This window comes from Stenotrophomonas bentonitica, from assembly GCF_002887735.1.
Classification (GTDB): Bacteria; Pseudomonadota; Gammaproteobacteria; order Xanthomonadales; family Xanthomonadaceae; genus Stenotrophomonas; species Stenotrophomonas bentonitica_A.
On sequence record NZ_PKQP01000009.1, the window covers coordinates 1 to 19,121 of the forward strand.

A 19,121-nucleotide genomic window follows, 5' to 3' on the forward strand; every position below is an offset into this window, starting at 1 on the left:
TGGGGCCGGTCATGGAAGGTCATGGAAGCCCTGTAGAGGCCTCATAATCCTTTGGTTCCAGGTTCGAATCCTGGTGGGCCCACCATTGAATCAGGCGCCTGGCAGCAACCGCGCTGCCTATGCAAAGGTGCGACAGCCCCTTCCATGGTCACGGCGATGCACTTCTTTGGCTGAGAAGGTGATTTGCGAGTTCCTTGCCGCGGCGCAATTGGGCGCCGTCCAGGCCAGCTGCGGCATTGTTCAAGAACGAGGCGCCATACCGACTTGAACCTGTGCGGAAGAATGCTTCCGCGTATGCATAAGCCATGACCGGGTCTTTCGAGGCCAATATGCCGTTCTTGTAGATGTCGCTCAAACGCACGTACGCGTTTGATTCGCCGGCCGCTCCAGCGGACTCGAGGAATCTGACGGTGTTCTGTTTGTAGTCGCGGATCAGATCCGGATCCAGCGAGTTACGTTCGTCTTCAAAGATCCTCGAAGCGTATAGCGCGTAATCGAGCTGGGCGCGGATGTTTCCATGCTCGGCGGCATGGGTGATCGCGGTGAACACCTCTTCGGGACTCAGCGGCTCAAGCCAAAAATCCCGGCACAGCTCGTCGGTCGTACTCCTGATGTGACCCGCGGTGGCGGAGGCCTCGCGATCAATCTGACAACGCAGATCTGTTTCAACCAGTTCGTATGCCGACGTGGCACTGGCATCGGCAGGATGCTCGCCGCCTGCCTTCGCCGAAGGTCTGGTCGTCTGGTTCATCAGGCCTGGCGTTCTGGATGCTTCCTGATCTGATCGCGCAGCCGGGTCAGAAGCTTGCGCTGCTCCGCCAGTAGAGATTGGCAAGGGCATGGGGTTTTGCCGGGTAAGCGATAGTCCAGCGGTTGCTGACAACGCGACAGCCATGACAGACGCCGCTACAACCATCGTGCGTTTCATCGTGTATCCGGTCCCCTGAAAACCCAGCATCGGCTGAGCGTAGATGTATACGGCATCTGCTGCTCTCAGCACGCTACAGCCAGGATCGGATGCCAACGACCATGAGCCCGTTGGCGGCGCGGCATTGAATGTTTCACCGGAAACTTCTGTGGCGAGGTCCCGCACCGCATATGAAATCGCATGGAATAGGAATATACAAAGATAGAAACACGGCAGATTTCGTTTTTGTTAAGTGCGTGTCAACTATTGTTCCGCCCCGGTTTGCGGCGCCAGCAATGGCTTTGCCGATTTCGCGATGTGGTTTTTCGCATCGCTTCATGTGCGCTTGCCGGTAGTGCGGCGCAGTTTTCCATCGGCCACGTGCCGATTGGCTTTCAGAGAGGTTGAATCATGAAGTTTCTCATCATCCCGGCAGCCCTTGCCGCGTCATTGCTTGTGTCCGGGTGTACGACCAGCAGCTGGATCCAGGCCGCCGGTGGCGTGATGCAGGCAAAGGACGACTACGACAAGCAGGCGCGCCACAAGCGCATCCGCGACGCCAATGCGGCGGCCGCACGTGCGCGCCGGCAGTGAGCGCCGTCCCCATGACCCAGGCGATCCTGCTGGCGTGTGGTGTCTCCGCGAGTCTGTCCGCATGCATGCCCAGCGTTCTTCAATATGACCGCGGTAATCCGGTCGTGATGAGTTCGCTGCAGCAGGAGGCGAGCCGCGAGTCGGTCCTGAGCGCCGCGGGACGGCCGCAGGACGCAATGGTGCTCCCCGGCATCAACGGCGTCTGTTACAACTATCTCCTGCGCAACCGCGGCAACAGCTCGCCCTACTATGTGGCCTTCAACGCGCAGGGGCGCGTGGTCAACGCAGGCTATATCGCCTGCGAGAAGGCTCTCGCTGCCGGGTACCTGGATTCCAGTGAGCCGATCAAGCCGCGCTACTGATTGAACGACAACGCGATGCGCACGCGCGTCATCGCAACAGCGATGGCGCTTGGTCGATCCGCCACGAACCATTCAACGCAAGCACCACCGCGAACGTTCCGCACAGCAACACGTCGGCCTCGTTGTTCTCGCGCAGGGAGCGATCCGCCCCCGGCAGCATGAGTACCTCCACCTCGCCGATGAAGTCATGTCGCTCGTGATGCCGGGCGCGCACCATCACGCGATACGGCCCGCACAGTGTGCGCACCACCGGACGGCTGCCTGCGGCCCGTGCCGCCTTGATCAGGTCGATCACGTTGCCGCGCGGCATGCGCCAGACGATCCGCTCGGGTTGGCCGAACCACTCCAGCGCCTTCACCTCGCGGGTGTGAAGGGCGCGCTTGGCTGGCGTGCGGCTCAAGGCCAGCGCTGCGCGGCGGCTGCGCAAGGCAATCCACAGCATGCTGCCCACGATGAACAGCCCGGCGGCCAGCAGGTACACGAACACCAGCCCAAACCAGGGTGAGCTGTTGGGGATACCGAACAGCATGGCAAAGAAGATGAGCAGCATCATCCCCTTGAGCCACTCGACCTTGGTGTTCCTTGTCGCCATGCCGGATCCCTTGAGACACCCGCAACACGCGGGGAGCCGGCCATTCTGACCCGGCAGGGGGCGCTCGTCAGCGGTTGGGTGGCTTCTTTCGCAGGCTGAGGACGACGATGGCGATCACCGCTGCGATAGCGACCGGGATGAGCATCAAGCCGACGATGATGATCCAATGGTAGATACTGAAACTGCCCATGCGTAAGACCTTCCGTTGGTTGCTTCAATCCTACTATCTTGTCAGTAGGCGGCATCGGGAACTGGGTGGTGGCGCCCATAAGCCGGAACTAACTCCCGCACGGCGCCTTTGGTCCCCGTGTCATTCGGCAGGTGTCGCGGTACCGGCGCCTTGCTAAAACATCCGTCAACCACCTCTCAGGCCATGGATGATGAAGCGACGCTACTCAATGCTGTGCGGCTGCCTGGTAACGCTGCTCCCCGCGGTTACGTACGCGGCTGTGGACCTTGCGGCGCTGGACAAGGACATGGTCGGCCCACGCACCGAGGTCCTCGTGCTGGGCAGCGTGCACCTGAGCGAGCACGAGGCCTTCGATCCCAAGGCGCTGGATCCGCTGCTGGACAGGCTGGCGGCCTTCAAGCCCGGCTACATCACCATCGAAGCCATCAGCGGCGAGCAGTGCGATCTGGCCAAGCGCCATGCGGCGGTCTACGGCGATGACTACTGCGCCAGCACGGACACCGCGAAGACGGCCACGGGATTGGAGGTGCCGGCGGCGATCGTACAGGTCAACAGGACGTTGGCGGCCTGGCCGGCTGCCCCCACCGCCGCGCAGCGTCGCCAACTGGCCGCCCTGTTCCTTGCCGCTGGCGAACGGGCGTCTGTCTACGTGCAGTGGCTGCAGCTGCCCGTGGCCGAGCGACGCGCGGGCGACGGCCTGGACGGCAGCCTCGTCGAGCTGCTCAAGCAGATTCAAACGCGCAAGAACGAGAGCTACCAGATCGCTGCGGTCCTGGCCGCGCGGCTCGGTCTGCAGCGCGTGTACGCCGTCGACGACCATACCGGTGACAATCACCAGATCGCCGACCGCAAGGCGTTCAGCGCGGCGCTCCAGCAGGCGTGGAGTGGGTATGGCCCCACGTTCGATGCCATGACGGAACGCGAAGCGGCCTTCATCGCGTCCAACGATCTGCTCTCGCTGTATCGCAGCGTCAACGATCCCGCGGCGCTGCAGGTGCTCGCCGAGTCCAACGTGCGCCCGACACTGGCCGCCGTGTCACCGCAGCACTACCCCCAGATCTGGGTGCAGGGCTGGGAAATCCGCAATCTGCGCATGGTCGCCAACATTCTCGAGGTTGTGCGTGACCACCCCGGTTCCCGCGTCCTGTCCATCGTCGGCGCTTCGCACAAGCCCTGGTTTGATGGCTGGCTGGGGCAGGTCTCGGGGGTGGATATCGTGGAGGCACAGGACGTTCTCAAGGAGTAGGAGGGCGCCGCAGCACCCTCCACGCTGCCTTAGAACCGATAGCCGACTTCCGCACCGACGATGCGCGGGCGGTCGATGGGACCGTAGTAGTTGCCGTCACGGCCGAACGCCAGGTTGTCGAAGATCAACCCGTTGATGCGCCGCTTGTTGGTCAGGTTGTCGACGTACACGCGCGTGCTCCACGGCCCGGTTTCATAGCCGAGCTGCACGCCGAGGATGGCCACAGCCGGCTGGTAGGCGCGATTGCGTTCGTCCAGCGCCATGCGGCCATTGAACGATGACTCCACGCGCGCGAACAGTCCGGAGCGGTGCTGGTAGCGTGCGGCGAGATACGCCGTGTACTGCGGAGTGAGTTTGACGTCGTTGCCGGCCAGGCTTTCATTGGCGCCGACGAACAGCTTGCGGTAATCGGCGTCCACGTAGCCCGCGTTGGCGGTCAGCGTCAGGCCTGGCAGCACCTCCAGCGCGCCTTCCAGCTCCACACCGCGCGAGCGGATGGACGCATCCGAGCCTACGTAGTCGGAGGAGATCGGCCGGCCGTTGGCATCGGTGGCCAGCTGGATTTCCTGCCAGTTGTCCGAGGTGATGTGGAACACCGCGCCACCGATATGCCCCCGCCCGCCGAGCACGTTCATCTTGAAGCCGAGCTCGTGGCTCCACATCATTTCCGATTCGTAGCGCAGCACTTTGTCGTTGACGACGTCACTCTGCGCGGCCGCCAGATTGAAGCCGCCCGGAATGTAGCCCTTGGCGGATGCGGCGTAGAACGAGAGCGTGTCGCTGGCGTCGTAGCGCAGTGACACGCGTGGCAGCGTGGCAGTGAAGGTGTGTGCGAGCTCGGCATCGCGATAGAACACCAGGCCGCCCGGGCCCAGATCGAGCGTGCCTTCGCGCTGGCGGGTGGAGCGCTTGGCCTGCTCATGGCGCAGGCCAACGCTGGCGGTCAGTTTCGGCAGCGAGGGTGGGGTGTAGCTGGCCGTGCCGAACACGCTGTAGTCCTGGCCATCCGAGCCCTGCAGCGGAGCGAGGTCATAGCTGCCCAGGCCGCGAAGCGGGGGGCCGACCAGGGTACCAAGGATGGAATCCTTGTGATGCCGGTAGGTGGAGACGCCGGCGATGTAGGTCAGGGCCTGATCGCTGGGGGAGCTGAAGCGCAGCTCGCCGTTCCAGCTGTGCTGTTTGTCGTAGATGCGGCCGGCCAGCGCGGGTGTGGCGGTCATGTCGAAGTCGTAGCCGGCGGAGGTGTCTTCCTCCTGCCGGTAGGAGAGCGCGGCATCCAGGGTGCCGCCGGAGAGCTGCCACTGCGCGCTGGTGCCGGCGACGGTTTCATTCCTGGTGGTGCGCTTGGGCGCATCGTTGATGTAGGTGAAGTCACCCGCACGGCGGCCGCCGTTGTAGAGATCGCCATAGGTGCGGTTGTACAGCCCCACATCCAACGGCAGGTACTCATACTCGAACATCCCGGGCGCACGCGTGCCCAAGTGGTAGGCGATCGCGTTGATGGCCAGCGTATCGGTCGGCTTCCAGCGCAGCTTGCCCTGCAGGTAGGTCTCCTTGACCTTGCCTTTGACCCCATTGAACGGCGTGAGGTTCTTGAGGTGGCTGTCTTCGTCCGAGGCCATGAACGCGACCGAGCCGAACAGCCGGTCGCTGTCGCCCAGTCCGCCGCCGAGGAAGCCATCCACGCTGCTGCCATGGCCGTTGCCGAAGGAGGTCAGCCCGACATTCACCTCACCTTCGGTCGTCGCCGACGGTGCGCGCGTACGCACCAGCACCAGGCCGGATTCGCTGTTCGCCCCGTACAGCGTGCCCTGCGGGCCGCGCAGGATCTCCACCGACTCGACATGGTTCAACACCGCGTTGCTCAGTTCGCGGAACGGGATGCCGTCGATGTAGACCGAGGCGCGGTTGACCAGGAACGGGTTCGACTCGATCCCGCGGATGGAGATGAACATGTCGCTGAGCTGGCCCATCACGTTGAACTTCACGTTCGGCGCCAGCTTGTCGAGGTCGCGGAACTCGGTGACGTGCGCTTCCTTGAGCGCTTCGCGGTCGAGCACGGTGACCGACATGTCGCTCTTGAGGTACGGGGTATCGCGTTTGCTGCCGGTGACCACGATGCCGTCCAGCTCGGTGGCCTTGGCGGGTGGGGTGGACTGGGCCTGGGCGGGCGCACTGGGCAGCAACTGAAGCGCGGCGAGCACGGCGCCGGCAAGTACAGCGTGTTTCACGAGGAGCCTCTGGGGTGGTGGCGCGCACCACGGTGATGGGGAGGAATCGCAAATGTTATTGTGTAACAATGAGGTGCTGCCGCTCCATTCCCGGCAGGGCGGATCCAGAACTGGACACCTGATGACCTGCGCCACTGCCACGCCAGCGACAGCGGTGGCCGCCCGTGTGGCGGCCGAAGCCGGCCGTCCGCTGGACGCCTGCGTCGGCAGCGCCGACGGCTCGGTGCTGATGCTCCGCCATGCGTTTGCGGCGGCGCAGGGCACGATGGGTGAGGGTGGTGCGCTGCGCATCGGGCTGCTCACGGCGGGCGGCGGCACCCTGTATCAGCGCACGGCGCTCGGACGCATCGCGCAGCCCTGGTGCGCAGGCGCGTTCAATGTTGTGTTGCCGGACTGCCCAGGCGAATTCCGCAGCCCAGCGCTGGCGCTGCTGGGCCTGGCCATCGACGCGCGGCATCTGCAGGGGCACGACGTGCGCTTGGAGCAGCTGCATCGCGCAGCATCGGCGCTGCATGGGGACCCGGTGATCGCCTCGGTGATGGGGGCGCTATGGCACTGCGCTGAAGCGCATGCAGGCTCAGCCGCGTTCTTCGAGCACGGTGTCGATCTGGTGCTGAAGCGGTTGGCGGGACTTCCGGTTGCGTCGCCCCCGACGCGACGCGCGTTGTCGCCGGCGCACGTCAAGCGCGTGCAGGAACTGATCGATGCCCATCTCGGCGACGATCTGGGCGTCGCCCGCATGGCGCAGGAAGTCGGGCAGGAAGCCAGTGGCTTCAGTCGTGGCTTCCGGCTGGCGACCGGCATGACGCCCTACGCGTACCTCACCTGGCGCCGGATGGAAGCGGCCAAGCCGATGCTGCTGGCCGGCCGCAGCGTCACCGAGGTCGCCCTGGCGATGGGCTATGCCAACCCCGGCAAGTTCGCCGCGGCGTTCCGGCGGGTGACCGGGCAGCCACCGTCGCGCTGGGCAGGCAACGCGCGAGGTGAACTGGCTGGCCATGTTTGAGGCCATCGGAGGACTGCGCTATCCTGCGCGCCGCTTCCACTGCCCCGGCAGGACCCTTGTGATGACGCCACCCTGATACCGCGTTGACGACGCGCCGGCCCTTGCGCTGGCTCAGGGAGTGCTTTGTCTTCATCACACAACGCGCCGTGCGCATCGCCGGTGCGTGGAGTCTGTCCATGTCTGTGTCCTATCCGCTGCGCCAGCAATGGCTCGGCAACATCCGCGGTGATCTGCTGTCCGGCGCCGTGGTCGCCCTCGCGCTGATTCCCGAAGCGATCGCGTTTTCCATCATTGCCGGGGTCGACCCCAAGGTCGGTCTGTACGCTTCGTTCTGCATCGCCGTGGTCACCGCCATCGCCGGCGGCCGGCCGGGCATGATCTCCGCGGCCACCGGCGCGATGGCGCTGGTGATGGTCGATCTGGTCCGCGACCACGGCCTGCAGTATCTGCTGGCCGCGACGATCCTGGCCGGGCTGCTGCAGATCGTCGCCGGCGCGCTCAAGCTGGGTGCCCTGATGCGCTTCGTCTCGCGCTCGGTGATCACCGGCTTCGTCAACGCGTTGGCCATCCTGATCTTCCTTGCGCAGTTGCCCGAGCTGATCGGGATGCCATGGACGGTGTACGCCGTGTGCGCGGCCGGTCTGGCGATCATCTACCTGCTGCCGCTGCTGACCCGGGCGGTGCCTTCGCCGCTGGTGGCGATCGTGGTGCTCACCGGGCTGTCGATCTGGCTGGGCCTGGACATCCGCACCGTCGGCGACATGGGCGCGCTGCCGGACAGCCTGCCGACCTTCCTGCTCCCCGATGTGCCGCTCACCTGGGAGACCCTGCGCATCCTGCTGCCGGTCTCGGCCACGCTGGCGGTGGTGGGGCTGCTGGAGTCGATGATGACGGCGCAGATCGTGGAAGACATGACCGACACCCCCAGCCAGCGCAACCGTGAGTGCGCTGGACAGGGCCTGGCCAACATCACCGCCGGGCTGTTCGGCGGCATGGGCGGCTGCGCGATGATCGGGCAGTCGGTGATCAATGTGTCCTCCGGCGGCCGTGGCCGGTTGTCCTGCCTGGTGGCGGGCGTGCTGTTGCTGCTGCTGGTGGTCTACGGCGCGGAGTGGGTCCGGCAGATTCCGATGGCCGCGCTGGTCGCGGTGATGATCATGGTCAGCATCGGCACCTTCCACTGGCGCTCGTTCGCCCAGTTCCGGCTGCATCCCAAGAGCTCCTCGCTGGTGATGCTGGGCACGGTGATCGTGACGGTTGCCACGCATGACCTGGCCAAGGGCGTGCTCACCGGGGTGCTGCTGTCGGCGCTGTTCTTTGCCCGCAAGGTCGGCCGGATGCTGGACATCGCCGATGCCGAAGCCGCCGACGGCAGCCGTGTCTACACGGTCCGCGGGCAGGTGTTCTTCGCCTCGGCCGGGCAGTTCGCGGCGGCCTTCGACCTGCTGCATGTGCCTGAGCGCGTGACCATCGATCTGAGCGGCGCGCACTTCTGGGATCTCAGTGCGGTCGGTGCACTGGAGCGGGTGACCGGCAAGCTGCGCGCGCGTGGCGCCAGCGTGGAGGTGATCGGACTCAATGCCGCCAGCCAGACGCTGGTGGAGCGGCTGGGGCGTGGCGAGAGCGGCGCGGGCGTTCACTGAACACGGTCAGGAAGCGGCGCTAAACATCGGGCCGATCACGCCGTTATCCAGCTGAGTCCCTTCTCTGGGCCGGCGCCGTCAGGGTGCCGGCAGGTGGTATCTCCACAGAGCAGGGCGGTGGCATCGATCCCTGCTGGCCGCGCCGTGATGACACCGCGCGCGTGCCGGCCCGCAATGGACTGCGTGTTTCCGTGGCGGCGCACGCGTGCGTCCGCCGGTATGCCCTTTTTCCGGAACCGCCCCCCATGCCCGTGTCCCGCCCCACCGCGTCCAAGCGCCCTGGCAGCATCGCCAACCGACTGATGCTGGGTACGGCGTTGATCGCCATGCTCTGCTTCGGTGTCACCGCCGCCATCAGCTATCGCGAAGCCAGCGCGTCGCTGGTCGATGCCTCACGCCACACCATGCAGAGCGAGGCCCAGGCCGAAGCGCTGCGGGTGAGTGGTGATCTTTCCAGTGCCTTCGCCACCAGCCAGGCGCTGGCGCAGAACCTGCTGGTGCAGCGCGCCGCGGGTACGCTGTCGCGGGCGACGGTCGCCGCCGTGATCCACCAGCAGGTGCAGGTACACCCGGAGTGGGTCGGGTTCGGCACGCTGTGGGAGCCGGAAGCCTTCGATGGAAAGGACACCGAGTTCGTCGGTGCCGAGGCACACGATGATACCGGCCGCTTCATGAGCTACTGGGCCTGGCACGACGGTACGCCGATGCAGGATGCGCTGAAGGGCTACGACGTGCCCGGCGACGGCGACTGGTATCTCAAGCCAAAGGAGTTGAAGCGGCAGACGGTGGCCGAGCCTTATACGTACGAGATCGGTGGCCAGAAGGTGCTGATGACCACGCTGTCCACCCCGGTGATCGATGACGGCACCTTCCTCGGCGTGGTGACGGTGGATTTCGCGCTGGCCGCACTGCAGAAGCACCTGGCCGCGTTGCGCCCGATGGGTGAAGGTCACGTTGAACTGATCTCGCCCGGCGGCATCGTGCTGGCCGCGGAGGACCCGAACGAGATCGGCAAGCGTCGCGAGGATGCGGTGACCACGCAGGTGTTGGCCGCGGTGAAGGCGGACAAGACCTTCGATGCCTTCGAGCCGGATGCCGCCGGCAACGTGAAAACCTATGTGCCGCTGCGCATCGGTGGCAGCCAGGAGCATTTCGCGCTCGGTGTGATCGTGCCGCACGCGCTGATCACCGCGCAGGCACGTGCGTTGCTGTGGATCATTCTCGCCGTCGGCCTGGGCGCGGCGCTGGTGCTCAGCGGCAGCGTGTACGTGCTGCTGCGCCGCCAGGCGATCCGTCCGCTGGCCGATGCGGTCCGCCTTTCTGCCGAGGTGGCCGAAGGCCGTCTGGACACGCCGCTGCCGCCCGCGCGCAACGACGAAGTCGGGCGCCTGCTCGAATCGATGCAGCGCATGCGCAGCCAGTTGCGCGCCGTGATGGCGGCGCAGGGCGAGATGGCCCAGCGCCACGAGGCCGGTGAGTTGAGCTACCGCATGGACGCCCAGGCCTTCCCCGGCGAGTACGGCAAGATGGTGGAAGACACCAATCAGCTGGTTGGTGCCAACATCGCGGTCACGCGCCGTCTGGTCGACGTGATGCAGCGCTACGCGGTCGGTGACCTGAGCCAGGACATGGGCCGCCTGCCCGGCGAGCAGGCCGCCTTTACCGCAGCGATGGATACCACCAAGGCCAACCTGCGCGCCATCAATACCCAGATCGGGGACCTGGCCGGCGCGGCGGCGGTGGGCGATTTCAGCCAGCGTGGCGACGTGGTGCGCTTCGACCACGACTTCCGCGCCATGGTCGAAAACCTCAACACGATGATGCAGGTCAGTGATGACAATCTGCAGCAGATTTCCGCGCTGCTGCGCGCCATCGCAGCGGGTGATCTCACGGCACGCATGCGCGGTGAGTTCCATGGCGTGTTCGCCCGGATGCGTGACGACGCCGATACCACGGTCGCGCAGCTGACCGATATCGTCGGCCGCATCCAGCAGGCCACCGGCAGCATCAACCTGGCCGCCGGTGAGATCGCCGCGGGCAACAGCGATCTGTCGCGCCGCACCGAGCAGCAGGCCGCCAGCCTGGAAGAGACCGCCGCCTCTATGGAGGAGCTCACCTCCACGGTCCGGCAGAACGCGGACCATGCGGTGCAGGCCAACCAGCTCGCCGCCGGTGCTGCCGAGGTGGCCTCGCAGGGCGGTGTGGTGGTCGGCCAGGTGGTGACCACCATGGCCGGCATCGAGGCCTCGTCCAAGCGTATCGCCGAGATCATCTCGGTGATCGACGGCATTGCCTTCCAGACCAACATCCTGGCCTTGAACGCCGCCGTCGAAGCAGCCCGGGCCGGCGAGCAGGGCCGTGGTTTCGCGGTGGTGGCCACGGAAGTGCGCGCGCTGGCCCAGCGCTCGGCGGGCGCCGCCAAGGAGATCAAGACGTTGATCGACGACTCGGTGACCCAGGTCAGTGCGGGCTCGGCACTGGTGCAGACCGCTGGCCGCACGATGGAGGAGATCGTCACCGGCGTGCGTCGGGTCAACGACATCATGGCCGAGATCTCGGCCGCCTCGAAAGAGCAGTCTGCCGGCATCGAGCAGGTCAACCAGACCATCACCCAGATGGACGAGACCACACAGCAGAATGCCGCGCTGGTGGAGGAAGCCACGGCGGCGGCGCGTGCGATGGAGGAGCAGGCCCAGCAGCTGGGTACTGCGGTGGCGATCTTCCGCCTGCAGTCCAGTGCTGGCGCGGCCAGCACATCGGCACGCCGGGCCGCGCCCGCGCGCAGCACCGCGCGGATGCCGGCAGCGGCCGTGGCCGGAGACGGGGACGACTGGCAGACCTTCTGATCCTGCCCGGCGTGCCACATCCCATGGCGCGCCGGGTCGCGTGATTCACCGGATGCTCACCGCGCTGCATTGGTAATCGGCGCTATCCTTTGCAGGCATGGTGAGCACATGACCTCCCGTTCCGACCGGCTTGGCCTGACCGCGCTGACTGCCCTGGTGGTCGGGTCGATGATCGGTGCCGGCATCTTCTCGCTGCCGCAGAACATCGCGCGCAGCGCCGGCCCGGGCGTGGCATTGATCGGCTGGATGATCAGCGGGCTGGGCATGTTGATGCTGGCCTTCGTGTTCCAGAACCTGGCCAACCGCAAGCCCGAGCTGGATACCGGCATCTATGCGTACGCGCGGGCCGGGTTCGGCGATTACATCGGCTTCTCGGCAGCCTGGGGCTACTGGGTCTGTTCGCTGCTGGGCAACGTCAGCTATTTCGTGCTGATCTTCAGTGGCCTGGGCTATTTCGTGCCGGCCTTCGGTGAGGGCAATACCTGGCAGGCGGTGGCGTGTGCGTCCGTGCTGCTGTGGTCGATGCACGCAATGATCCTGCGCGGCATCCGCCAGGCCGCGCTGGTCAATGCCGTCGTCACCGTGGCCAAGATCGTGCCGATCGTGGTGTTCCTGATCATCGCCGCGGTCGGTTTCAAGGCCGATATCTTCACCGGCGACTTCTGGGGCACGGCAGAACTTGGCAGCGTGGGCGAACAGCTGCGCGGCATGATGCTGATCACGGTGTGGGTGTTCATCGGCATCGAGGGCGCCAGCATCTACTCGCGGCGTGCGGCCAGGCGCTCGGATGTCGGGCGCGCGACCATCATCGGGTTCCTGTGCGTGCTTGCGCTGCTGATGCTGGTCAATCTGCTCTCGATGGGGGTGCTGCGCCAGGACGCCCTGGCCCATGCACGCAACCCCTCGATGGCCTTCGTGCTGGAAGCCATCGTCGGGCCCTGGGGCGCCACCTTGATCATCATCGGCATGATCGTCTCGGTGCTGGGGGCGTTGCTGGCGTGGGTACTGCTGTGCGCCGAAGTGCTGTACGCAGCGGCGGGGGATGGCACGATGCCCGCCTTCCTCGGGCGTGAGAACGCGCGCCAGGTGCCGGCCAATGCGCTGTGGCTCACCAACGGGCTGATCCAGCTGTTTCTGATCATCACGCTGTTCAGTGCCGGCACCTATACCAGCCTGGTGCTGCTGGGCGCGTCGATGAGCCTGGTGCCGTATCTGTTCTCGGCCGGTTACGGCGCCCTGCTCGCACTGCGCGGGGAAACCTATGCCGGGCAGCGCGGGCTGCGGGCCCGCGATCTGCTGGTGGCCGGGCTGGCAACGCTGTACGCGCTGTGGCTGGTCTATGCCGGCGGGCTGTCCCAGGTGCTGCTGTCGGTACTGCTGTATGCGCCTGGCATCGCCATGTTCGCCGCCGCCAAGCACCAGCATGGGCAGCGGATATTCACCCGGGCCGAGCAGGTGATCGTGGCGGGCGTGATCGTTGTTGCCTGCTGGGCGGCGTGGGGTCTCTACCAAGGTCATCTTCACCTGGCCTGAGCGCGCCGGATCGGCTCAGCCTTCCCGGTTGCCGCGCGCCCCCCGTTCGGTCAGCAGATCGATCTGCTGTTGCTGCTGTTTCAGGTGGTGTCTGGGAAACCGCGACGTCCCAGCCGCAGCGCGAGGTGGACCAGCACGATCAGGACCGGCACTTCCACCAATGGCCCGATCACGGCGGCGAACGCGACCGGTGAGCCCAGCCCGAAGGCGGCGATCGCCACCGCGATGGCCAGCTCGAAGTTGTTGCCGGTCGCGGTGAAGGCGATCGCCGTGGTGCGCGGGTAGTCGCGTGCGATCCAGCGGCCCATGACGAAGCTCATCAGGAACTGCACGAAGAAGTAGATCGTCAGCGGGATGGTGATACGCACCGCATCCAGCGGAATGCGCAGGACGTCACCCCCCTTGAGGCTGAACATCGCCACGATGGTGAACAACAGCGCGACCAGCGTGATCGGGCTGATCGCGGGCAGGAAACGGGTTTCGTACCACGCGGCCCCGCGCAGCCGCAGCAGTACCCGTCGGCCAAGGTAGCCCGCTGCGAAGGGAATGCCCAGGTACACCAGCACCGCGCCGGCGATGGTCCATGTGCTGACATCGATCACGCTGCGCTGTAGCCCGAACAACGGCGGCAGCACGGTCAGGAACAGCCACGCATAGACGCTGAAGAAGGTGATCTGGAACAGCGAGTTGAACGCGACCAGGCCGGCCACGTACTGATTGTCGCCGCGCGCCAGCTGGTTCCAGACCAGCACCATGGCGATGCAGCGGGCCAGCCCGATCAGGATCAGCCCGGTCATGTATTCCGGCCGGTCGTGCAGGAACAGCGCGGCCAGCGCGAACATCAGCACCGGCCCCACCACCCAGTTCTGCAGCAGCGACAGCGCCAGCACGCGCTTGTCGGCGAAGACGGCGGGCAGGGCCTCGTACTTCACCTTGGCCAGCGGCGGGTACATCATCAGGATCAGCCCCGCGGCGATGGGCAGGTTGGTGCCGCCCAGGGTCATGGCCTCCAGCGCGGCGGGCAGGCCGTCGAACAGCGTCCCCAGCGTCACGCCAAGCGCCATCGCCGCGAAGATCCACAGCGTCAGCCAGCGGTCCAGGAATGACAACCGGGAAGAGGCGGGCGTCGTCATCGCAACAGGCGCGGTCATCTAGGTGTCAGCGCGGCGGCGCGCATTGGCCGCCTGGGCCACAGTCCGCCTCGCTGGCGCAGCAGTTTTCGGTCAGGTAACCGATCAGGCCATTCATCGCCTCGAAATCGGCGCGGTAGCAGATGCTGCGTCCGCGTGGCTCGGCGTTGACCAGTCCGGCTGCGCTCAGCTCCTTGAGATGGAACGACAGGGTGGCACCGGGCAGGCCCAGTTCGGTGGCGATCTCGCCGGCCAACCGGCCGCCGCGGCCGGCCTGGACCAACAGACGGAAGACACTGAGGCGGGTGGCATGGCCGAGCGCGGCCAGGGCGTGGGTTGCGGTTTTATGTTCCATGTTTCTAGAATAATCGAACAAATCATCCGGAGCAACCCGATGTCCCGCTTGCCATACCTGACCGCTGCGGCGGTCGACATCCCCAATCCCGCGCGGTTGTCGACGCGTGCCAGTGACCATCCGCCGCGCATTCTGGTTCTGTTTGGCTCACTGCGCCCGCAGTCGTACAGCCGGCGGCTCGCCAGGGAGGTGGAACGTCTTCTGCAGCACTTCGGCGCCGAGGTCCGCGTGTTCGATCCGCACGAGCTGCCGATGGTCGACGCGGTGGATGCCGACCACCCCAAGGTCCAACAGCTTCGTGCCTGGTCGCACTGGTCCGAAGGCCAGGTCTGGATCAGCCCGGAACGTCACGGCACCCTCAGTGCGGTGTTCAAGAATCAGATCGACTGGCTGCCGTTGTCCGAAGGCAGCGTACGTCCCACGCAGGGCCGCACCTTGGCGGTAATGCAGGTGTGTGGCGGCTCGCAGTCCTTCAATGTGGTCAACGCATTGCGGGTGCTCGGGCGCTGGATGCGGATGGTGACCATCCCCAACCAGTCTTCGGTTCCCAAGGCTTGGCAGGAGTTCGATACGGACGGCCGGATGAAGCCCTCGGCGTACTACGACCGCGTGGTGGACGTGGTCGAGGAGCTGGTGAAGTTCACCCTGCTGGTGCGTGACCACAGCGACTACCTGACCGACCGATACAGTGAACGCAAGGACGACGTGTACGCGGCGCAGTTGGCCCGTACTGCCGGCGTGGTGGAGCCGGTCCCGCCACCGCCGCCGCTCGCCGTGGGAGACCGCGCATGAAGGCGGTCATCTATCACAACCCCGCCTGCGCGACCTCGCGCAATGTGCTCGCGCTGATGCGCCATGCCGGCGTCGAACTGGAGGTGGTGGAGTACCTGCGGACCCCGCCGGATCGCGCGCGTTTGATCGCACTGATCGCGGCGGCGGGGCTGCAGGTGCGCGATGCGCTGCGGGAGAAGGGCACGCCCTACGCCGCACTGGGCCTGGCCGATCCGGCGCTCGACGACGCGCAGTTGCTCGATGCGATGTTCGCGCATCCGATCCTGATCAACCGGCCGTTCGTGCAGACAGATCGCGGGGTGCGCCTGGCGCGGCCCTCGGAGACCGTGCTGGAGATTCTGCCACCGGTGCATGCTCCGTTCCGCAAGGAAGACGGCGAGGTGGTGATCGACGCCCAGGGCCGGCGCCCCACAAAAAAGCCCGGTCAATGACCGGGCTCTTCATCCACGCCTGCGCGCTGCTTACCAGCGCATGCCGGCGAAGGGGTTCCAGCTGGTGTCGCCCTTCACTTTTTCCAGGTAGTACGAATAGTTGGTGGTCAGCGCGATCAACACCGACCAGGCCACCCCGATCGCACGGCCGACCACGTCCGGCAGGAACGCCACGACGACCATCAGCACCAGAGTGATGCCCAGGATGGTCAGCGCCTTGCGCCACATGCCCACGATCAGCAGGTAGATCCAGCTGAAGAACAGGGCGTAGAAGTTGAAGTTGATCTTGATCTTCTGGCCGAACGGCAGCGTCTTGTACGCCGCCTTGAAGGTCGGCGTATTGGGGGCGCCGTGCTGTTCGAAGAAGTTGAAGCGGAACTGCCACTTGGGGCTGTAGGGGGAAGCAGTGTTGGAATCCATATCCGAATCGTTTGTTGAAAACGATTACATGATACCGACAAGCTCTTGATTGGCACCAATTTTTCGACGCTTCCGGCGACGCATGGAAGGGGCTGCGGGCACCGTCACACATTCGTCCCGGTTTTCCGATAGGGTGCGCAATCCGCGCGGCCGGAAGCCCCGCGGGTCATGAGAAGTCAACGAGATGCCAGACCATGTCCATTGATGTGATGTCCCCCGAGCGCCCTGTGGCAGGACCGCAAATCACGCCGTGCCCGGTCGCCACCCAGGCGCAACACCTGCTTGCCCAGCTGCAGTTCTCGCAGGTGAGCGCGCGTGCGCTGTCGCGCCCGCCGGTCGACACCGACCTGGCCATCGCCGCCACCGTCGCCTGAGCCCAACGCGCCACCGCACGCCGGTGCGGCCGGTCGTCCAAACGCACGCCCGTTCCCCCGCCCACGGGATGGAAAACCGCGCAACATCGGCCCATCCGGCCCCGCACCCGGGCCGTTGGAACGGTGTCCATCGCCATGCGGGGCCTGGACCGGCCGCCTGCAAGATGAATGGGCAGAGGCCCATGGCACAGGGCCTGCGCGGCGGTGCCTGTGCGGGGCGCTCCACTTGTCTCGATCCAAAAGCTGAATGCGGAGAAATGCCCGGTCAGCCCTTCGCGCGCACCTTACATTTCGCGCCATAGACTGAGCCGCATTTTTCGTCTCAAGTCGGTTTGGAGAGTTCGTGGGTTCCGGTAGTCACAGACATACGCTGCGTGCCGGTCTCCGGCCCGCACCGACAGGACGCATGCGTGCCAGCGCGCACGCCGGGCTCAGGACGCCCCCTTCCGCACTTGGCACCCCCGGCCTGGCACGCCCTGCACAGGGACACCGCGCATGAGTACCCAGACCCTCAACGCCCCGCTGGATGCCGGCCGGGCGACGTTGCCGGCCGAGTCGCCGTTGCCGATGCCCGAGCAGTCGCTGCGCGAAGGCCGGCTGCAGGTGCCACGCCAGCGCACCTCGCCGCGGATGATCGGGCTGCGCCGTTTCTACATCCTGGGCGGCACCGCGGCGATGACCGCTGCAGCGAGCCGGATGATGTGGAAGGTGCTGGCCGTCAACGGCATCAGCGTGCTCGAGGCCTGCCTGCTGGTGCTGTTCGTGGGCCTGTTCGCGTGGATCGCACTGTCGTTTGCCGGCGCCGTGGCGGGCTTCCTGACCGCCGTGTTCGATCGGGGCTACAAGCTGGGCATCGACCCGGACGCACCGCTGCCGACCGTGCACACGCGCACCGCGCTGCTGATGCCCACCTACAACGAAGATCCGCGCCGGCTGCTGGCCGGCCTGCAGGCGATCTACGAGTCAGTGGCCGAGACCGGGCAGCTGGCGAACTTCGATTTCTACGTGCTCAGCGACACCCGGCGCGATGACATCGGGCAGGCCGAAGAAGCGGCCTACCGCGCCCTGTGCGATGCCGTGGGCGGCCATGACCGCATTTTCTACCGTCGCCGCGGCGACAACAGCGGGCGCAAGGCCGGCAACATCGCCGATTGGGTCCGCCGCTTCGGCGGCGCTTACCCGCAGATGCTGATCCTGGACGCCGACAGCCTGATGACCGGCGACACCATCGTGCGCCTGGTCGCAGGGATGGAGCACAACCCGGATGTCGGGCTGATCCAGACCCTGCCGGCGGTGGTCGGCGGGCGCACCCTGTTTGCCCGCATGCAGCAGTTCGGCGGGCGCGTCTACGGCCCGGTGATCGGCCGCGGCGTGGCGTGGTGGCATGGCGCGGAGAGCAACTACTGGGGCCACAACGCGATCATCCGCACCCAGGCCTTCGCCGAGCAGGCCGGCCTGCCGTCGCTGCCGGGCAAGGAGCCGTTTGGCGGGCATGTGCTCAGCCACGATTTCGTCGAAGCCGCGCTGATGCGCCGGGGCGGCTGGGCCACCCACATGGTGCCGTACCTCAAAGGCAGCTATGAGGAAGGCCCGCCGACCCTCACCGACCTGCTGGTCCGTGACCGCCGCTGGTGCCAAGGCAACCTGCAGCACGCCAAGGTGGTTGGCTCCAAGGGGCTGCACTGGGTCAGCCGCATGCACATGCTGGTCGGCATCGGTCACTACTTCACCGCGCCGATGTGGGCCATGCTGATGTTGATCGGCATCGCGATCCCGCTGTTCCAGGGCGGCATCGACCTCAATGAAGTGCTGCATCTCTCGCCGGGCGTTTACTGGCGCCACCAGGACGAGACGCAGGTGATCCGCATGTTCGCGATCACCATGGTGGTGCTGCTCTCGCCCAAGGTACTGGGCTATCTGGCCATGCTGCTGGAGCCGGTGGAACGCCGCGGCTGCGGTGGCACGATCCGCGCCTTCATCTCGATGCTGCTGGAGACCATCCTTGCCGCGCTGATGGCGCCGGTGGTGATGTACGTGCAGTCGCGCGGCGTGGCAGAAGTGCTGGCCGGCAAGGACTCGGGCTGGGATGCGCAGCAGCGCGACGATGGCGGAGTGTCCTGGCTGGCACTGGCACGTGGCTATGGCGGGCTGAGCGTGTTCGGTCTGTTCATGGGGGCACTGGCCTATGCGGTCTCGCCCTCGCTGGCGGCGTGGATGGCGCCGGTGGTGATCGGCATGGTGCTGGCGATTCCGGTGGTGGGCTTCACCTCCTCGCGCACCGCCGGCGTGTGGATGCACCGGCTGGGCCTGATGGAAATCCCGGAAGAATCGGCACCGCCCAAGGTGCTGGTGCGCGCGGCCGAGCTGCGCCGTGCGGCTGCCGAGGCGCACCCGGCCGGCTGAGCCCTGCGTTGCCGCGATCAGCGCCCCATTGCAGCGGGGCGCGGTCATAATGCGGCTTGATCGTAC

The 19,121-nt window shown here is 66.1% G+C and carries 18 protein-coding genes and 1 tRNA gene; 12 read left to right on the forward strand and 7 right to left on the reverse strand.

The genetic code is table 11. From position 1 onward, the window contains the following. Positions 1–2: 2 nt before the first annotated feature. A tRNA-Ile gene (locus tag C0R07_RS19935) sits at positions 3–85 on the forward strand. 63 nt (positions 86–148) lie between these two features. On the opposite strand, the gene C0R07_RS15280 is transcribed toward C0R07_RS19935, so the two are convergent. Beyond that, the gene (locus tag C0R07_RS15280) at positions 149–928 is read right to left on the reverse strand and encodes a hypothetical protein (protein ID WP_167390390.1); all 780 of its coding nucleotides are present in this window, start codon (positions 926–928) and stop codon (positions 149–151) included. 390 nt (positions 929–1,318) lie between these two features. Between C0R07_RS15280 and C0R07_RS15285 the strand changes: the two genes are divergently transcribed. Next, positions 1,319–1,501, forward strand: coding sequence for a hypothetical protein (locus C0R07_RS15285; RefSeq protein WP_102789351.1), 183 nt, complete (start codon positions 1,319–1,321; stop codon positions 1,499–1,501). 11 nt (positions 1,502–1,512) lie between these two features. Further along, on the forward strand, positions 1,513–1,863 hold the full coding sequence (locus tag C0R07_RS15290; protein WP_146027624.1) for a hypothetical protein: 351 nt from the start codon (positions 1,513–1,515) through the stop codon (positions 1,861–1,863). Between the two features lie 28 nt (positions 1,864–1,891). Here C0R07_RS15290 and C0R07_RS15295 read toward each other — a convergent pair whose 3' ends face one another. After that, positions 1,892–2,455 (reverse strand): hypothetical protein, encoded by a 564-nt coding sequence (locus tag C0R07_RS15295; protein WP_146027625.1) that lies wholly within the window; start codon positions 2,453–2,455, stop codon positions 1,892–1,894. Between the two features lie 67 nt (positions 2,456–2,522). Beyond that, positions 2,523–2,645, reverse strand: coding sequence for a hypothetical protein (locus tag C0R07_RS20230; protein WP_302476396.1), 123 nt, complete (start codon positions 2,643–2,645; stop codon positions 2,523–2,525). A 208-nt stretch (positions 2,646–2,853) separates the two neighbouring features. On the opposite strand from C0R07_RS20230, the gene C0R07_RS15300 reads away from it, so the two are divergent. Beyond that, positions 2,854–3,891 carry a DUF5694 domain-containing protein gene (locus tag C0R07_RS15300; protein ID WP_102789354.1) on the forward strand — a complete coding sequence of 346 codons (1,038 nt, stop codon included), beginning with the start codon at positions 2,854–2,856 and terminating at the stop codon, positions 3,889–3,891. A 29-nt stretch (positions 3,892–3,920) separates the two neighbouring features. On the opposite strand, the gene C0R07_RS15305 is transcribed toward C0R07_RS15300, so the two are convergent. Further along, positions 3,921–6,122, reverse strand: a complete 2,202-nt coding sequence (locus C0R07_RS15305) for a TonB-dependent receptor (RefSeq protein ID WP_102789355.1) — start codon at positions 6,120–6,122, stop codon at positions 3,921–3,923. Between the two features lie 121 nt (positions 6,123–6,243). Between C0R07_RS15305 and C0R07_RS15310 the strand changes: the two genes are divergently transcribed. The 4 genes from C0R07_RS15310 (at position 6,244) to arcD (ending at position 13,150) form a co-directional block, all read left to right on the forward strand. After that, positions 6,244–7,128 (forward strand): helix-turn-helix domain-containing protein, encoded by an 885-nt coding sequence (locus tag C0R07_RS15310; RefSeq protein ID WP_070471874.1) that lies wholly within the window; start codon positions 6,244–6,246, stop codon positions 7,126–7,128. Positions 7,129–7,304: 176 nt separating this feature from the next. Continuing rightward, on the forward strand, positions 7,305–8,771 hold the full coding sequence (locus C0R07_RS15315) for a SulP family inorganic anion transporter (protein ID WP_102789356.1): 1,467 nt from the start codon (positions 7,305–7,307) through the stop codon (positions 8,769–8,771). 245 nt (positions 8,772–9,016) lie between these two features. Then, positions 9,017–11,617 carry a methyl-accepting chemotaxis protein gene (locus tag C0R07_RS15320; RefSeq protein ID WP_102789357.1) on the forward strand — a complete coding sequence of 867 codons (2,601 nt, stop codon included), beginning with the start codon at positions 9,017–9,019 and terminating at the stop codon, positions 11,615–11,617. Positions 11,618–11,725: 108 nt separating this feature from the next. Next, a complete protein-coding gene (gene arcD / locus C0R07_RS15325; protein ID WP_102789358.1) occupies positions 11,726–13,150 on the forward strand; it encodes an arginine-ornithine antiporter in 1,425 nt (474 codons plus the stop codon). A gap of 80 nt (positions 13,151–13,230) precedes the next feature. Here arcD and arsB read toward each other — a convergent pair whose 3' ends face one another. Continuing rightward, positions 13,231–14,301: an ACR3 family arsenite efflux transporter gene (gene arsB, locus C0R07_RS15330; RefSeq protein ID WP_428991914.1), complete on the reverse strand. Its 1,071-nt coding sequence runs from the start codon at positions 14,299–14,301 to the stop codon at positions 13,231–13,233. A 7-nt stretch (positions 14,302–14,308) separates the two neighbouring features. After that, positions 14,309–14,635, reverse strand: a complete 327-nt coding sequence (locus C0R07_RS15335; RefSeq protein ID WP_102789359.1) for an ArsR/SmtB family transcription factor — start codon at positions 14,633–14,635, stop codon at positions 14,309–14,311. 39 nt (positions 14,636–14,674) lie between these two features. Here C0R07_RS15335 and arsH point away from each other — a divergent pair, with 39 nt between their 5' ends. Both arsH and arsC read left to right on the forward strand, forming a co-directional pair. Continuing rightward, a complete protein-coding gene (arsH, locus tag C0R07_RS15340) occupies positions 14,675–15,427 on the forward strand; it encodes an arsenical resistance protein ArsH (RefSeq protein ID WP_102789360.1) in 753 nt (250 codons plus the stop codon). Beyond that, a complete protein-coding gene (gene arsC, locus C0R07_RS15345; protein ID WP_102789361.1) occupies positions 15,424–15,858 on the forward strand; it encodes an arsenate reductase (glutaredoxin) in 435 nt (144 codons plus the stop codon). The genes arsH and arsC overlap by 4 nt, the downstream gene beginning before the upstream one ends. Before the next feature lie 30 nt (positions 15,859–15,888). Here the strand turns inward: arsC and C0R07_RS15350 are convergent, their stop codons facing one another. Beyond that, positions 15,889–16,278 carry a DUF2628 domain-containing protein gene (locus tag C0R07_RS15350; protein ID WP_102789362.1) on the reverse strand — a complete coding sequence of 130 codons (390 nt, stop codon included), beginning with the start codon at positions 16,276–16,278 and terminating at the stop codon, positions 15,889–15,891. A 194-nt stretch (positions 16,279–16,472) separates the two neighbouring features. Here C0R07_RS15350 and C0R07_RS15355 point away from each other — a divergent pair, with 194 nt between their 5' ends. Further along, on the forward strand, positions 16,473–16,652 hold the full coding sequence (locus C0R07_RS15355) for a hypothetical protein (protein WP_019183611.1): 180 nt from the start codon (positions 16,473–16,475) through the stop codon (positions 16,650–16,652). A 495-nt stretch (positions 16,653–17,147) separates the two neighbouring features. Then, positions 17,148–19,055 carry a glucans biosynthesis glucosyltransferase MdoH gene (gene mdoH / locus C0R07_RS15360; protein ID WP_019183612.1) on the forward strand — a complete coding sequence of 636 codons (1,908 nt, stop codon included), beginning with the start codon at positions 17,148–17,150 and terminating at the stop codon, positions 19,053–19,055. Positions 19,056–19,121: the final 66 nt, after the last annotated feature.